Origin of the sequence: Burkholderia stabilis (assembly GCF_001742165.1) — a bacterium.
In the GTDB taxonomy this organism is placed as follows: Bacteria; Pseudomonadota; Gammaproteobacteria; order Burkholderiales; family Burkholderiaceae; genus Burkholderia; species Burkholderia stabilis.
In genome coordinates, this window is sequence record NZ_CP016444.1 from 256,278 (window position 1) to 271,308 (window position 15,031).

At 67.5% G+C, this 15,031-nt stretch carries 15 protein-coding genes and 1 pseudogene; 7 read left to right on the forward strand and 9 right to left on the reverse strand.

The features are described 5' to 3' along the window. The first annotated feature begins 220 nt into the window (after nt 1–220). The 3 genes from BBJ41_RS33760 (at nt 221) to BBJ41_RS33770 (ending at nt 4,056) form a co-directional block, all read left to right on the forward strand. Nucleotides 221–2,656 carry a PEP-utilizing enzyme gene (locus BBJ41_RS33760; RefSeq protein ID WP_069750679.1) on the forward strand — a complete coding sequence of 812 codons (2,436 nt, stop codon included), beginning with the start codon at nt 221–223 and terminating at the stop codon, nt 2,654–2,656. An 88-nt stretch (nt 2,657–2,744) separates the two neighbouring features. Beyond that, nucleotides 2,745–3,227: a hypothetical protein gene (locus BBJ41_RS33765; protein ID WP_069750680.1), complete on the forward strand. Its 483-nt coding sequence runs from the start codon at nt 2,745–2,747 to the stop codon at nt 3,225–3,227. Nucleotides 3,228–3,288: 61 nt separating this feature from the next. Beyond that, on the forward strand, nt 3,289–4,056 hold the full coding sequence (locus BBJ41_RS33770) for a DUF169 domain-containing protein (protein ID WP_069750681.1): 768 nt from the start codon (nt 3,289–3,291) through the stop codon (nt 4,054–4,056). A gap of 46 nt (nt 4,057–4,102) precedes the next feature. Here the strand turns inward: BBJ41_RS33770 and BBJ41_RS33775 are convergent, their stop codons facing one another. Then, nucleotides 4,103–4,477, reverse strand: a complete 375-nt coding sequence (locus BBJ41_RS33775; RefSeq protein WP_069750682.1) for a sugar ABC transporter ATPase — start codon at nt 4,475–4,477, stop codon at nt 4,103–4,105. Nucleotides 4,478–4,796: 319 nt separating this feature from the next. Between BBJ41_RS33775 and BBJ41_RS33780 the strand changes: the two genes are divergently transcribed. Both BBJ41_RS33780 and BBJ41_RS33785 read left to right on the forward strand, forming a co-directional pair. After that, the gene (locus BBJ41_RS33780; protein ID WP_069750683.1) at nt 4,797–5,774 is read left to right on the forward strand and encodes a bifunctional helix-turn-helix transcriptional regulator/GNAT family N-acetyltransferase; all 978 of its coding nucleotides are present in this window, start codon (nt 4,797–4,799) and stop codon (nt 5,772–5,774) included. Next, a complete protein-coding gene (locus BBJ41_RS33785) occupies nt 5,771–6,691 on the forward strand; it encodes a lysozyme inhibitor LprI family protein (RefSeq protein ID WP_156814963.1) in 921 nt (306 codons plus the stop codon). The genes BBJ41_RS33780 and BBJ41_RS33785 overlap by 4 nt, the downstream gene beginning before the upstream one ends. Nucleotides 6,692–6,729: 38 nt before the next feature. Here the strand turns inward: BBJ41_RS33785 and BBJ41_RS33790 are convergent, their stop codons facing one another. Continuing rightward, on the reverse strand, nt 6,730–7,545 hold the full coding sequence (locus BBJ41_RS33790) for a hypothetical protein (protein WP_156814964.1): 816 nt from the start codon (nt 7,543–7,545) through the stop codon (nt 6,730–6,732). Nucleotides 7,546–8,119: 574 nt separating this feature from the next. On the opposite strand from BBJ41_RS33790, the gene BBJ41_RS41335 reads away from it, so the two are divergent. Both BBJ41_RS41335 and BBJ41_RS33800 read left to right on the forward strand, forming a co-directional pair. Beyond that, on the forward strand, nt 8,120–8,290 hold the full coding sequence (locus BBJ41_RS41335; RefSeq protein WP_163013064.1) for a hypothetical protein: 171 nt from the start codon (nt 8,120–8,122) through the stop codon (nt 8,288–8,290). A 239-nt stretch (nt 8,291–8,529) separates the two neighbouring features. Beyond that, the gene (locus tag BBJ41_RS33800) at nt 8,530–9,639 is read left to right on the forward strand and encodes a polyamine ABC transporter substrate-binding protein (protein ID WP_069750687.1); all 1,110 of its coding nucleotides are present in this window, start codon (nt 8,530–8,532) and stop codon (nt 9,637–9,639) included. 142 nt (nt 9,640–9,781) lie between these two features. On the opposite strand, the gene BBJ41_RS33805 is transcribed toward BBJ41_RS33800, so the two are convergent. From BBJ41_RS33805 to BBJ41_RS33830, 7 genes and pseudogenes are all read right to left on the reverse strand, one after another. After that, a complete protein-coding gene (locus BBJ41_RS33805; protein WP_069750688.1) occupies nt 9,782–10,384 on the reverse strand; it encodes an SLOG cluster 4 domain-containing protein in 603 nt (200 codons plus the stop codon). Beyond that, a complete protein-coding gene (locus BBJ41_RS33810) occupies nt 10,381–11,628 on the reverse strand; it encodes an MFS transporter (RefSeq protein WP_069750689.1) in 1,248 nt (415 codons plus the stop codon). The genes BBJ41_RS33805 and BBJ41_RS33810 overlap by 4 nt, the downstream gene beginning before the upstream one ends. Before the next feature lie 285 nt (nt 11,629–11,913). Then, nucleotides 11,914–12,243, reverse strand: a complete 330-nt coding sequence (locus BBJ41_RS33815) for an H-NS histone family protein (RefSeq protein WP_069750690.1) — start codon at nt 12,241–12,243, stop codon at nt 11,914–11,916. A 355-nt stretch (nt 12,244–12,598) separates the two neighbouring features. Next, nucleotides 12,599–12,850, reverse strand: a pseudogene (locus tag BBJ41_RS33820) (reverse transcriptase family protein); the annotation flags it as partial. Then, nucleotides 12,790–13,008: a hypothetical protein gene (locus tag BBJ41_RS42035; protein WP_167362238.1), complete on the reverse strand. Its 219-nt coding sequence runs from the start codon at nt 13,006–13,008 to the stop codon at nt 12,790–12,792. The pseudogene BBJ41_RS33820 and the gene BBJ41_RS42035, both read right to left, overlap by 61 nt. After that, the gene (locus BBJ41_RS33825; RefSeq protein ID WP_083282096.1) at nt 13,005–13,676 is read right to left on the reverse strand and encodes a hypothetical protein; all 672 of its coding nucleotides are present in this window, start codon (nt 13,674–13,676) and stop codon (nt 13,005–13,007) included. The genes BBJ41_RS42035 and BBJ41_RS33825 overlap by 4 nt, the downstream gene beginning before the upstream one ends. Nucleotides 13,677–13,978: 302 nt before the next feature. Continuing rightward, the gene (locus BBJ41_RS33830; protein WP_069750693.1) at nt 13,979–14,962 is read right to left on the reverse strand and encodes a M14 family metallopeptidase; all 984 of its coding nucleotides are present in this window, start codon (nt 14,960–14,962) and stop codon (nt 13,979–13,981) included. Between the last annotated feature and the right edge of the window lie 69 nt (nt 14,963–15,031).

Consider the following 15,031-nt stretch of genomic DNA (forward strand, 5'->3'; position numbering starts at 1 on the left):
CGCTTGCGCGTCATGCACGCCAATCGACTCGCGTAGAATGCGCGCATCAAAACAACCAGAACGGGCCGAGGCCGCTTGCCGATTCCACCCGAGAAACGCCTGTCGACGCAGTCGCTACGACCTGCAACGACGCGGCGCAGAAATCGGTCACCGCGGCAACCGCCGACGTCGCCCGCTCGGGCGAGCGCAACCGCGACGATCGTCGACCGACGAAGCATCCATGAGCAAACCGATCCTGTACCTCCTCGCCGGCAACGGCAGCGCGGCCGACTGGTGGGACGATGCATTGCCCCACTTCCAACACTACCGCCCCGTGCCGCTGGAACTGCCGGGCTTCGGCGACCATCCCGCACCGCCCTGTGAAGACCTCGCCGCATACGCGCAAGCGCTGCTGGATGCGACCGAGCCGGGCCACGCGATCATGGCAGTGGGCGTGAATGCGCTGCTGGTGCTGCACGCGTTGCAGCGGCGCCCCGGCCACTTCGGCCGCAGCGTGCTGCTCGCGCCGGTCGGCGCGTTTCTGTGGGAGCGCCGCCTGCCGAAGCTGATGGCGCCGCGGCCGCTGCGCAAGACCATCCACTGGCTGCTCGCGCACTACCCGACGCTGTTCGCGCGCAAGTTCTCGAACCAGACCTGGACCCGCGCGCAGTACCGTCGCATGGGCGACGGTTATGCGCGCTGCCGCGCATTCCTGCCGCACTGGGATCTCGTGCGCGCCGATACCGCGCTGCCGCTGCTCGAATGGGTCACCGATCGCATCGAACTCGTGTGGGGCGACCAGGACAACGTGCTCGGCGTCCGCCAGGCCGCCGCGTGGTCGGCGATCCTCGCGCGCGCCGACCTCTCCGTCACGCTGCAACCCGGCTGGGGGCACTATCCGTGGATCGATGCGCCCGAGGCCTTCGTGCAGTGGCTCGAAGCCGGCGATGCGGGCTTCGTCGCGCACACGAAAGGCGGGCGCCTCGCGCTCGCCGCAATGGCGGGCCTGCCCGTGCCGCCCGCGCTGTCGCTGAATCGCGCGGACGACCCGCGCCTGCCCGATTTTCTCGCGAGCCAGCCGGACGCGGCGTGGGCGATCCGCTCGTCGAGCCACGGCGAGGACCAGGCCGATGCGGCGAACGCCGGCCTGCATACGACGTTCCTGCGCGTCCCCGCAGCGCAGGCGGCCGCGCGCGTGGCCGAGCTGCTCGACGGCGGCCTCGAGGAAGCGGTCGTGCAGCGCTTCATCACGCCCGTGCTGTCCGGCATCGCGTTCGTGCGTCATCTCGCGGTCGAAGTCGAATGGGTGCAGGGCCACCTCGAAACGCTCGCCGACGGGCAGGCAAGCCCGCAACGCGCGATCCTTTCCCGGCTCGGCGAGCCCTGGCAAAGCGGCACGTTCCCGAGCGCGCACGGCCTGGACGCGACGCAGCTGTGGGCCTTCCTGCAACGCGTGCTGCGCGCGTTCCATTACGTGCCCGGCGACGTCGAATGGGCGTGGGACGGCACCCGGCTGTGGCTGCTGCAATACCGCCCGATCAGCAGCTACGGCTGGCACCGGCACCTGACCTCCGCGAACATCGCCGAGATCCTGCCGCCGCAGCCGAGCCGGCTGGTCGAATATGCGCAACGCCGCGCAGCGGGCAGCATCCCGGCGATCATGGCACGCTGGGACGCGCGCGTGCTGTGCGACAACGAACCGTTCACCGCGCTGTACGGCGGCGCGTCGTACATCAACAACGACCTGTTCCTCGCCCGTCTCGCGGACTGGGGCGTATCGGCCGCCAACTACAGCGGCGAGATCGGTGGCGCGACGCCACCGTTGCGCTGGCAACCACTGCGCCTGCTGCGATCGCTGCCGGTGTTCTGGCGCATGCTGCGCGTCGCGCGCGGGCACCTGCCGACGCTCGAGCGCGGCTTGCAGCGCTTCGACCGGGAACTCGCGACGCTCGTCGCGCAGCGTGCCGACGGCCAGCAACTGGCCGACTGGTTCACGCGCTTCTACGTGTTCGTCGTGCAGGGCAATCTGTGCATCGCGGCATCGCTGGCCAGCAGCGGCGGCGCACTGTGGGGACGCCCGCCGACGGTATACGGCCGGCTCGACGACAGCCCGCACCGGCTGCCGTGGGAAACCGATCCGGGTACCGCACGGCCCGCCGCCGCCGACCTGCCGTTGCAGCCCTTTCCCGGCTGGCCGCCGCTGATTCGCGTGCTGCACATGCTCGGCGCGCCCGGCATGCGCGGCTGGTATCTGCAGGTGCGCGAGTGGTATCGCGACAACCTGATGCGCGTGTTCTTCCGCCTGCACCACGCGATGCCGGCGGCCGACCGCGACGCGTGGTTCGCGCCCCATCCCGAGCGCCGCGAACGCAACGGCAGCTTCTGGCAGGACGGCGGCGAAAGCGCCGACGAGGCGGCCGGCTTCATGATCTATCCGGGCCACACGCAGGGCGTGCTCGGCCACGACATCCTGCTGGAGGACACGCTCGATCCGGGCCGGCACGCGCAATACCAGGCCGCGCGCGCGGTGATCGCGCGCATGGGCGGCCGGCTGTCGCACGGTGCGACGCTGCTGCGCGAACTGCGCAAGCCGTCGGCCGTGCTGCCGCGCGTCGATGCCGCCTGGATCGGACGCGAAGTGCGGCTCAGCGACGGCCGGCTGACGCTGGTCGAATAAGCGCGGCGCGCGCCGCCCGCGGTCGTGTTGAAGCGCGCGGCCACGGTCGCTACACTGGGCGTCCGTTCACTGCAACGAGGGGATCGAAATGGTGCTGGTTCATGTCTGGTCGTTTCGCGGAAAGAACGAAGCGTGGGGCCACGCGTCGATGGCGATCGGCAGCGATTACGTGTCGTGGTGGCCCGAGCCCAACGGGCGAACGCCGTCGAAGCTGCACGGCAACATCTACCACGCGCCGGCCTTCCGCTACCGGACCTATAACGACGACGTGCGCGACGAACGCCAGCGCCCCGACCACACGATCGCGCTGAACGGTCTCGATGAAAACGCGATCAAGGACTGGTGGCAATCGTTCGGGATGATGCGCGACGGCATGCCGTACCTCGGGCCGATGCAATCGTGGCAGACGCTGAAACGCAACTGCTCGACGGTCGTCGCGACCGGGTTGACCATCGGCGGCGGCAGCCAGTACGTGCGCTTCCTGAAACCGCTCGGTTTTCCGTGGACGCCGAACGACGTGCTGTCCTACGCGATGTCCATTCAATCCGGCCTCGGCGCGAAGAGCCGATAGCGGCCGATAGCGGCCGCCAGCGCCGCCGCGCACGGCCCGGCGAATTCCGGAGAAACCCCGCATGAATGAAGCGCTTGCGAAACTGTCGGCGGACCTCGAACGGCTGCTCAGGCTGAGAAGCATCCCGTTCGGGATGAAGCTGTTCGAACGGCGCGAGGACATGGAAGCCGTCCCGCGCGTGCGCCGCCCGAAGGCGATCCACTCGCTGGACCAGATCGTCGGGCAAACGGCGCGGCTGGGCTTCACGCTCGGCATCACGGCCGACGATCTCGTCGGCGCGCAATGCCGCTCGGTCATCGGGCTCGGCCACGCGAAGGATGCCGAGTGGGCGTCCGGCCAGCAGATGGCAGGCGTCTGGTATGCGACGCAGGACGATTCGCGCGCGCATCAGGCCGCGATGCACTGCGTGCCGGACGGCAAGTACGAAGCGCTCGTCGTGTCGCCGCTCGCGGCCGGCCGCATCGATCCCGACATCGCACTGTTCTACGCGACGCCCGGCGCGATGATGTACTTCATCAACGGGCTGCAATGGTCGGGGTACAAGCGCTTCGACTGGAGCGTGGTCGGCGAATCGGCGTGCGCGGATTCGTGGGGGCGGGCGCTGGCGACCGGGCAGCCGAGCCTGTCGATTCCGTGCTACGCGGAGCGCCGTTACGGCGGCGTGCTGGACGACGAGATGCTGATGGCGCTGGCGCCGGATGCGCTGGCGCAGGCCATTGCGGGCATGGAAGCGCTGGCGAGGAACGGGCTGCGCTACCCGTTCGCGCAGTACGGCATCCAGCAGGACGTCCGCGCGGGAATGGAAGTCAGCTATCCGAAAACGACGTGACCCGACGTGACGCGGCGCCGCCGTTGCCGGGCGCGCGCATCGTCACTCAGCGCAGCGGCGCGCGGATCTTGCCGTCCACCTTCAGCGTGCGCCGGTCGCGCGCCACCTCGTATTCGACCGTCTGCGCGGGCGTCACGGCGCCGTACGACCGGCCGTTCACATAGACGACGCCGTTGCGCAGTTCGACCCGGTCGCCATTGACCGTCGCGGTGGCCCGCTCGCCCTGCAGCACCGCGCCCGAGCAACCGCCGGTCGAAAAGCTGCGAACCGATGTGCCCGACGTCGTGCCGTTCCCGCCCTGATCCGCCAGGTTCGCCGCGCTGCACGGCGGCGCGTCCATGTTGCCGGCAGCGTACAGCGGCCCCGCACCGAGCGCGCATCCGGCAAGCATCGCAATCGTCGTCGGCCACAGCTTGCTCATGGTGATCTCCCTTGTCCGTGGCGCGGATCGACACCGCGGCATCACGTCGGTGAATGGGCCGCGAGCGCGCGGCCGGATCGATGACCGGGCGACACCCCTGCTCGCCGGTCCGTCGGATAGGCCGAGTATGCGCCGTTCGCGCCGCCCGGCCATCCGCTTCAGTACCAGTCACGCCTCCTATCCGGCATCGCTGATCCGGCCCGATCTCGCTCAGGGAAGCGGCGCCGCGACGACCGGTTCGCCGAAAAATTATCTTGATAAAGTTGCGACTCGCAACTATCGTTGATTGCGATACGCAACCATTCCCGGCAGACAGACCATGGATCTCATCGACGCTCCCGCCAAGCCTCGCGAAGCGACCATCCTCGAGCTTCGCGATTTCTCCCGCAAACTGGTTCGCGAGCTCGGCTTCATGCGCGCGACGCTGGCCGACAGCGACTGGGCGCCCTCGGCCGTGCACGCGATCCTCGAGATCGGGATGGCGCCCGGCATCAATGCAAAGGATCTCGGCAACATCCTGCGGCTCGACAAATCGAACACGAGCCGGCAACTCGCGCGGCTCGAAGCCGCCGGTGTCGTCGAGCGGCGCGTGTCGAGCGACGATGCGCGCGCGACCGAGCTGTACCTGAGCGTCGAAGGGAAAAAGCTCCAGAAAAGAATCGACACGTTCGCGACGGACCAGGTGTCGAATGCGCTGCGCCGCATGATTCCCGCCGACCAGCAGGCACTGCTGCGCTCGCTCGCGCTGTATGCCGATGCGCTGGCGCAAGACAACGCCGCGAAGGCGCCCGCCACGACACGCGAAGCACCGCCGATTCGCGAAGGCTACCAGCCGGGCTGTATCGGCGACATCGCGAGCCTGCATGCGCGCTTTTATTCGGAACACTGGGGATTCGGTGCCTTTTTCGAACAGCGGGTGGCGACCGAGCTTGCCGAGTTCGCGGGCGCGCTGCCGGCCGACGGCAAGGCGCTGTGGCTCTGCCAGGAAGACGGACGCACGCTCGCGTCGCTCGCGATCGACGGCGATCCGGCCACCGGCATCGCACATCTGCGATGGTTCATCGTGAACGATGCGTTGCGCGGGTCGGGCGTCGGGCGCCGGCTCATGACGCAAGCGATGCAGTTCGTCGACGCGCAGCGGTTTCGCGAAACCTACCTGTGGACGTTCAAGGGCCTCGATTCGGCGCGCCATCTGTACGAGTCGTTCGGCTTTGCGCTGACCAGCGAGTCCGCGGGCACGCATTGGGGAACCGAGGTGGTCGAGCAGCGCTTCAGCCGGCCGGGGCCGGGCCGTTGAATTCGACGCAAGCTTCCGTTGCGAATGCCGCTATAGTCTCGACGAGCCGTTCCCGCCTCGCCCCACCAAGGACGCACAGCATGCTCGAACGTCTCGCGGCCATCGCGCTCTGCGCGGCCGTCACCGCACCGGCCGCCGTTGCCGCGCCGCCCGATGCCGCGACCGGCATCGACAGCAAGATGACGCTTTGCCTGAACGACCCCGAGCATGCATCGACGGGCGGCCAGGACGAATGCATCACCGACGCCGGCCGTGCATGGGACGCACAACTCAACACGACCTATCGCGCACTGCAGGCGTCATTGCCGGCTGCGGACCGGCCGGCGCTGCTGCGCGCGCAGCGCGCATGGCTCGCGCGCCGCGACGCCGATCTGAAGCTGATCGGCGCGGTCTATGCGACGGCGCGCGGCACGGTCTACGCGCCGATGAATGCGAACGACGTGATGGAGCTGACGCGGCAACGCGCGCTCACGCTGCTGCGATTCGAATCGGATCGCGCCGCCCACGGCTTCAGCCTGACCGCGCGCCTGCCGCGGCCGGCCGACGACAAGCCCGAACGTGTCGCCACCGTCCCGCAACGCGGCGCTCGCTTCGAACGCGCGCATTGCGCGGCGCTCGCCGGCCTCGACGCAATCGGCCGCTGTGCAGCACAGGCCACGCCGCTGTACCGGCAGGATATCGACGACGTGACGAAGGCGATCGAGCGTCGTTTGCCGCGCGCGTCGCGCGAAGCCATGCGGACGTCGTCGCTGAAATGGCAGGCGTTTGTCGCCGCGCAACCGCCGCTGATCGGCGCGCTCTATCCGGCTGCCGCGACTTCCGGCGTGCCGCCGCAGATCGCGATCGAAATGCGCGACGAAGCCGCCGCGCGCTTGCAGCAGCTCGTGTATGCCGAAGACAAGATCGGCGCCGATTGACGCACGCGGCACGACGCCTGCGCGCGGGAATCGCGGCCTTATCCGATGCGCTGCCTGCGCACGATCGCCCACACGAATGCCCCGGTCACGACGACGGTCGCGAGGATCGAGAGCCAGATCGACTTCGTCCTGACCCACGTTCCGACGAACGACGCGGCGAACACGCCCACCGCGACCCATTCGAGCGCCTTGTCCAGCCGGTTGCTCTCCCGATAGCGCGGCTTGTCCGCCGTCTCGCGAGCAATCGGCGCGGCGTGTCGCGCACGCGGCGCGCAGGCGGGAAACGCATCGACCAGCGCACGGCTCGGCCACGGGCACGCATCGGCATATGCATCGCCGGACCCGGTCACCTGCCACACGGCCTCGGCATCCGGTACACGACGCAGTTCCTGGATTTCGCGCGCAAGGCCCGTATCGGGATCGCCCTGCTGCTCCAGCGACGCGACCTGCGCGAGTTCGGTTGCGAACGCATCCATGTCGTCGTGCGTGATCGGCAATCCGCTCGTGCGAACCAGCACGAATTCCCCGAACGCGGTGCCGACGTAGTCGACGAACGCGTCGTAGATCACACGATAGCGATCGCCGAGCAACGCGACGAGTTTGTCCCGCCGGCTTGCCGCACGCGCGAGCGCATCTGCCTTCGTCGTGACCAGATACGGATAGCGTGCATCGCGCTCTTCCTGCGTCGCGCTCTCCAGATACTCTTCGAGTTCGGCGGCTTCGTCATCCGGATCGAAATCGTCGATGCGATATGCAAGGCGGACATCGTCGGGCCCGAACAGCACGCGCCAGAACAGCGGGATGAACGCATTCGATTCGAGCGACGGGCCGCCCGCCGCGAAGTAAGCCTGCAATTCACCTTTGCGGCCCTCCGGCATGCGCGGCCAGGGCGGACTCTCCAGAAATACGGGATGCGACATATCGTGGGCCCCCAGAGTCGGAATGATCGACTGGTTGTCTTTTTCGGAACGACTTTCACCAACGCACGACAGTGCCGGGGCATTCTGTCCGACTTTACAAAACTTGTCACCGGGGTCTTTCGACTGCCTTTCCGGAGATCGTTCGGGATGCGGTTCAACCGGCAAGCCGTCGAATATTCTCATCACTTTCGGCGCGTGATGGCCGGCGAAAAACCCGCGTGAACCCGCCCGTCTTCGTTCGAATCACTAGGGAAAATCCGGAGACATCCTTACAGCGATTTACCTGATGATTCATATGAACGCCTTATTTCGGCGATTTCGTCGCATGCCGAGCTTTCAATCCGCGTCGTGAAGCCGACGCCGTCGCGCGGCAATTGCGACAATCGGCGCTCGAAACAGCAGCAGCCGGCGAATCGTCAGGTGTTCAATACTTTCAACAACCCGGTCGAGAGTAATCGTGAGAATCCGTGGCCCGCTGGTGCGGTGGAGACGAGGCGATGCGCGAAACATGCGCGCCGCGATCGCGTCCCCCGACGACAGTGACGGCTGGCAAAGTCCTCGCCTGCACCTGTCGATCTACACCATCCTGTCCCGCCGTTCCGTTCGCCGTCACAACGCCGTCGCCGCACGCGCGTACGTCGCGATCCATATCGACGACGTGGCGTCGCTGCTGCCGTAGCGTTCCGCCTCATTTCCATTTTTTTCGTTCGACCTGTTCGCCGTGTCGCCTGAGCGGTGAAGGGATCGGCTCGCGCGCCGCTTCTGCGCGATCCGCTCGAGATCGAACGGATTCCTGATCGTCGTGCCCCGCCCGCGCTCGTGCAGGCGGCGGTCGCGCACGCCCGCGCCATCCGATGAACCATCGCGCAGCGACCCGCAAATCGCGGCTCGACGCGCACCGATAGGGAAAACTCCGTCATGCGACTCCGAACGCTTCGCCGCGCCGTTTCAACCACCGCCATCCTGTCGGCTGCCGCCGTCACCGGCACGCACGCCTACGCAGCCGGCGAGCTGAACATCTACAACTGGTCCGACTACATCGCGCCGGACACGATCCCGAACTTCCAGAAGCAGACGGGCCTTCACGTCCGCTACGACAACTACGACAGCGACGACACGCTGCAGGCGAAACTGCTGTCCGGCAATTCCGGCTACGACATCGTCGTGCCGACGTCGAACTACATGGCCAAGCAGATCCAGGCGAGCGTCTACCAGCCGCTGGACAAATCGAAGCTGCCGAACCTGTCGAACCTCGACCCGCTGCTGATGAAGATGGTCGCCGACGCCGATCCGGGCAACCAGTACGGCGTGCCGTGGGCATACGGCACCGACGGCATCGGCTACAACGTGCAGGCCGTGAAGAAGGCGCTCGGCGACAAGGCGCCCGTCGACAGCTGGGCGCTGGTGTTCGATCCGGCCAACATGGCGAAGCTGAAGAGCTGCGGCGTGTCGTTCCTCGACCAGGCCGTCGACGTGTTCGCCGCGACATTGCAGTACATGGGCAAGGACCCGAACAGTACGAACCCGGCCGACTACCGCGCCGCGTACGACGTCCTCAAGAAGGTGCGCCCGTACATCACGCAGTTCAACTCGTCGGGCTACATCAACGATCTCGCGAACAACGACCTGTGCGTGTCGTTCGGCTACTCCGGCGACGTCGGCATCGCGCACCGCCGCGCGGCCGAAGCGAAACGCCCGTACGAGATCCGCTTCGCGAACCCGAAGGAAGGCGGCCTGCTGTGGTTCGACATGATGGTGATCCCGAAGGATGCGCCGAACCGCGACGCCGCGCTGAAGTGGATCAACTACCTGCAGGACCCGAAGGTCAACGCGGGCATCACCAACGCGGTGTTCTATCCGACCGCGAACAAGGCCGCACGCCAGTACGTGAAGCCCGCGATCGCGCGTGACCCGTCGGTGTATCCCGCCGACGAGGTGTTGAGCAGGATGACGCTGCTCAAGCCGATGCCGCCCGAGATTCGCCGGCTGCAGAACCGGCTGTGGGCGCAGTTGAAAACCGGGCGCTGAGCCGCGCTGCCTGATGCCTGAACGTGCCTGCAGCAGCTTGCGCCGCAGGCACGTTCGCATCGGAACCGCCAACACGGCGCGCCAAAGGCCCACGACGCCAGGCCTGTCTCGCGACGAACACGGCCGAAGCCGATCGCGCGAACTATCGCAACGCCTGCGCCTGCTCCAGCGCAAACGCGCCTTCCACGAAGCGGATCACGTCGTCGAGCGACGACGTGCACACGGCCCCTGCCGCCAGCGCCCGAAACGCGCCGTCCGGCCCGAAGCAGACGAGCGGCTTGCGCCAGCGCTGCGCGAGCGCAATCTCCTCGGCCGTGCCATGCCCGCCCGGCAGCGCGACGATCAGGTCGCTGCTCAACACGTTCACGTAGTTGCGGTTGATCGTCTGCGGATCGGCGTCCGGTTCGCGGCGCGGCAGCGGCGTGAGGATCGGAATGTCGACGAACGGATGCGGATAGCCGTCGAGCGGCACGTAGCCCGCGAGCGGATCGGCCTGCGTCGGCAGGATGCCGATCGATCGACCGGCCCGCCCGGGCACGCCGGCAAAGGCGCGCGCGACGGCCAGCATCACGCCCTGCCCGCCGCCCGTCAGCAGGTTGAAGCCGGCCTGCGCGAGCCACGCGCCGAGCGGCTCGGAAAACGCGAGCCACGGCTCCTTGCCCGAGCCCATCACGCCGATCGTCCTGTTCTTCCGTTGCATCGTGTCTTCCGGTGAAATCGTTGCGGTGCGTTGCGCCGCGCTCATTCGAGCTCGACGCCCTTGAGCTCGGGAATCAGGAACAGCGTCGCGATCATGTCGAGCACGTAGAGGCCGGCGAGCAGCGCGATCGCCGTCTGGAACGAGTAGTGCGCGGCGAGCGCGCCGACCGCGACCGGGCCGAAGCCGCCAACCGCGCGGCCGATGTTCCACAGCACGTTCTGCGCGGTCGCGCGCGCGGCCGTCGGATACCCTTCCGACATCAGCGTCCCGTAGCCGCCGACCATGCCGTTGACGAACATGCCCATCAGCGCGCCGGCCCACAGCATCGCAGTCGGGTCGGACAGCCGCGCATACGCGATGACCGTCGCGACCGAGCCGAGCTGGTACAGCAGGAACGTCGGCTTGCGGCCGATGCGGTCGGCCAGTTGCCCGAACACCCAGACGCCGATCATCATCCCGACGACGGTCGCCGCCGTCCACAGCCCCGACTTCGTCAACGAGAAGCCCATCTGTTTCGACAGGAAGGTCGGCAGCCAGATCATGATCCCGTAATAGCCGAAGTTCTGGACCGAGCAGAGGATCACAATACCGGCGCTCATGCGCGCGGTGCGGCCGTCGGCGACGAGCATGCGGAACGCGTTGGACTTCGGCTGCGCCGCGCGCTGCACGAACGCTTCCGGCTCGTGCAGCTTGTTGCGCATGACCCATGCGAGCAGCGCGGGCAGCACGCCGACGAGGAACATGCCACGCCAGCCGATGTGGAGCAGCAGGAACGGCGTCAGCAGCGCGGCCAGCAACACACCGGCCTGCCAGCCGAGCGCGACGTAGCACGACACACGCGCGCGCTTGCTCGCCGGCCATGCTTCCGCCGCGAGCGCCATGCCGATCCCGAACTCGCCGCCCAGGCCGATGCCCGCGATGGTGCGGTAGACGAGCAGATCCTCGAAGCCGCGCGCGAACGCGCACAGGCCGGTGAAGATCGCGAACAGCAGGATCGTCCAGGTCAGCACGCGCACGCGCCCGTAGCGATCGCTCAGCGCGCCGAACAGGATGCCGCCCGCGACCGCGCCGATCAGCGTCCACGTGACGAGCGCGCCGCCCTGCCCGGGCGTCAGGTGCAGCGCCGCCGTGATCGCCGGCAGCATGAAGCCGAGGATCAGCAGGTCGAAGCCGTCCATCGCATAGCCGATCGCCGATCCGGCCAGCGCTTTCCACGCGTACGCCCCGCCCTGCTCCGCGCGCGGCGCCGACGGTTCGCCGAGCGCCGAAGATTTCATGTTTGCTGCCATGGTGTCCTGCCACGAATGTCCGGCGCCATTCTAAAGCCTGTGCCCGCCCATGACGGGCGCTGACGCGCGCCGCCGCGGGCGCGCCTCAGCGCCCGCTTCCGGCGACGGAAAGCGGGAATCTGCGGGCGATGAACGGGAAAACGGCGATCCGGTGCGGGCGGCGAAGCCGACGATGTCGCGCTCAGGCCGGACACCGGACGAAAGAATTGATGCGGGCGGGGTGTTGCCGGCGGCTCCGCTTGCGCGAACCGGGCGGCGCCGGATGGCCTTGCGGCGCGGCCGGCTTCAGCCCTGATCGTCTCCGGGCCACCAGGCCTTGGCCTCACGGTCGACCACGAGCGTGTCGAGATCCTTGCCTTCGAGCCATTTCGGGCGCGGGCCGCGGCCCGACCATGAGCGGCCGGTCGTCGGATCGTAGTACTTGGCAGGCGCCTTGCGTTTGCGCTGGACGATATACCCGAGCGCGCTCAGCACTTCCTGTTGCGAGATTCCCAAAAGCTCGACCTGTTCCTTGAATGCCGCAAGCGCGGCCTGCTTCTCCTTCTGCTTCGCGTCCGACAGCTTGATATTCAGGTCCCGAAGTTGTGCTTCGAGTTCCTGCAGGGCCTGGGTCATGTATTCATCCTCTTTGGGCATGTTTTTGCAAAAAGCTCCGATGCGCGAACCTACCACGAAGTTCCGCCGATCGGTGCTGTCATATAGGCGAATCGTTTGCCTGAGCCGGCATGGTTTGCGTAATGCGCACTAAACGACGCCGTGCGTCAACGACAGACAGGGGCCGGGCCGGCAACACGCGGCGCGCCGCGGCGAATGCGCGGCGAACGGCGGCGGCAAGTTGTGTGCCGCACCTGGCATTGGCGCGGCATGGCGCGAATGATAGCAGTGCGCGGCGTCGTGTTGCAGAAGCCGTGGGGCGCGGCCGGAACGCCGTGTCGTTTGCCGGCCGCCGCCGGCGCGCGCCCGGGCAGGCCTACCGGCCGTCGTCGTCGGCGGCGGCGTCCCACACGATCCGCTCGAACAGCGCGCGCAGCTTCGCGCCGCGTGCCGCGTTCAGCGCGGCGGCATGCGCGACGCGTCCGGCGAGATGCGCGCGGAAGTCGGGATGCGCGTCGCGATTCTGCGATGTCGGTCCGCGCCGGATGCAGTGGGTCGGGATGGCCTTCAGGAGATCAAACTCATCGCGCGCCAGATTCGGATGACGATTGACGACCACGCCGGCGCTTCGCCGAGCACGGCCGCCATCCAGGACACGATACTGCCGCGTTCGGGCGAACCGGCCAGCATCGCTTCGGCCATCACGCGGACGGTATCGCGCAGGGATGAGCGCATGGACAAAGCCGGTCGGGTCGCGCGCGCGACGCCGACGCCGTCCGGATTCACGAGCCCCCGGCTGAGGCGAGCGCTTGCTGGAGACGACCGAACCGCACCTCCAGGTCTGCATCCGGCAGGAAATAAATGTTGCGATCGAGCCCCGCCATCGACGCACCGCGGTGTTCGGCGGGCAGGTTTTCGGCGGCGGCGAAGATACGGTCGAACCGGGCCGTACGGTCTGCCTCCGGCAGGTACGCGACGTTGCGGACGATTTCCCCCAGCGGCGCGTCATGGTGTTCGGCAGGCAGTTTTTCCGTGGCCTCGAAGGCCTTGTCGAACTGCACCGTCCGGTCTGCCTCCGGCAGGCACCTGATTCTTTTGCCTAACGCCGCCAACGGCGCGCCTTGCAACGACGCTGGAAGTTGCTGGATGCGCTGCAACGTCGCCTGGAAGTCCTCAGCCGTTTTCACGCGTTTCGCATCCCGTTCGCTGATCGTGGCAGCCTCGCGCTCGTTCGAAAGCCCCGCCCGGAAATACTGGCTTACGCCCGCCAGTGCGATAGCGCTGCGAGGACCGGCGGCCTGTCCGATTTTCCGGACTATCTCGGTTGGCAGATTAGCCAGCAAACCCAGATTCGAGGTCGGTGGCGAGTTGGCGGTATCGCTGGCAATGGGTTGTTCAGCGGCAATTTCGGGCGATGCTGGAGTAGCGGCGACTCCAGAAACAGGCTTCGTCATACCAGGCTCGCAGTTGATACAGGCATCCGCATTTGACACGGATTTCCCGCCGTCTACCCGGTCCCGGACGAACCATTCGCGCGGATCACGAAGTGATCGCCGGCCAAATTCCGGCTGCTTGACGAAATGCCCTTCCCGTTGAGCAGGTACGCCCTGAAAACATGAATGCATCCATCCCGGTGGTCATCGCCAACCTGGCCGGGGGCGTTGCAGACAATCCTTCGCGGCATGAATCCGCGACGCCGCTGCCCGGCCCCCGCCGCCGAGCCGCCGGACAACGGCACCACGCCCGGCATGCGACGTCAGCGCGCGAGCAAGCGCCCCAGCCGCATCATGGTGACGTTCACACCGAGATGGCGCATCGACGGCTGCACGATCACGCAGTTGTCGTACGGCGTGACGATCACGTCGACGCCGTCGCGCGCGATCTCGGTGCCGGCCTTCTCGATCACTTCGAGCCCCGTGAACGGTTGCGAGAACCGGAAATCCATCGAGCGCGCGACGACCGGCTCCGTGATCTCGATGAACTTCTGCTGGACCGGCGCGGCTTGCGTCAGAAAGACCGCAACCTCGTCGCGCGTGACGACGCCCGCATGCAGCAGGAAGCGCGCGGCGCTATCGAGCGCAACGTCGCGCGCGCTCGCGGCGAAGTGCTGGCCCGTCTCGATCAGCAGCGCATTCTTCGCGCTCGCCGGATCGCCGAAGCCGCCGTAGTCGCGCAGCCGCGTGCCGTTGGCATGGCCGCGATCGACGATCACATGCTCGGGCGTGCCGATCGCGGCCGCCAGCGCGATCGCCTTGTCGAGCGGCCCCGTCATCATCAGCGGCGCGGATGCTTCGTGCATCGAATGAATGTCGAGCAGCAGGTCGACCGTATCGAGCAGCGGCCGCATCGCGCGCGCACGCACAAGCTCGCGGCTGTCGCGCGCGCCGTCGAGCGCGGCGGGCGTCCAGACGCGATTCATGTCTTCGTCGAGGTAGCGCGTCGCATCGGCATGCTCCGCGCTGAAGTGCTCGTACGCGCCGACGTTGCCGAAGCCGAGCGACAGCCGGCCTGCGACCGGACGCAGGCCGGCAGCCAGCAGCGCATCCACCGCGATCGCGCCGCTGACTTCGTTGCCGTGCGTCAGCGCGAGGATCATCACGTGCTTGCCCGGCTTGCCGCTGTCGAACGTATGCAGATAGTCGATGCCCGTATTGCCCGCGCGCCAGCGCGCGATGTCGGGAAACGCCACTTCGATCGGATAGGCCGGCAGCGCGGCGCGGATGGCTTCAAGCGTGGTCATGTCGGAAGAACTCAACAGGGTTCGGGAAAGGCGCGGCCGACGTGTGCCGGTTGCGCCGGAATCGGGTTC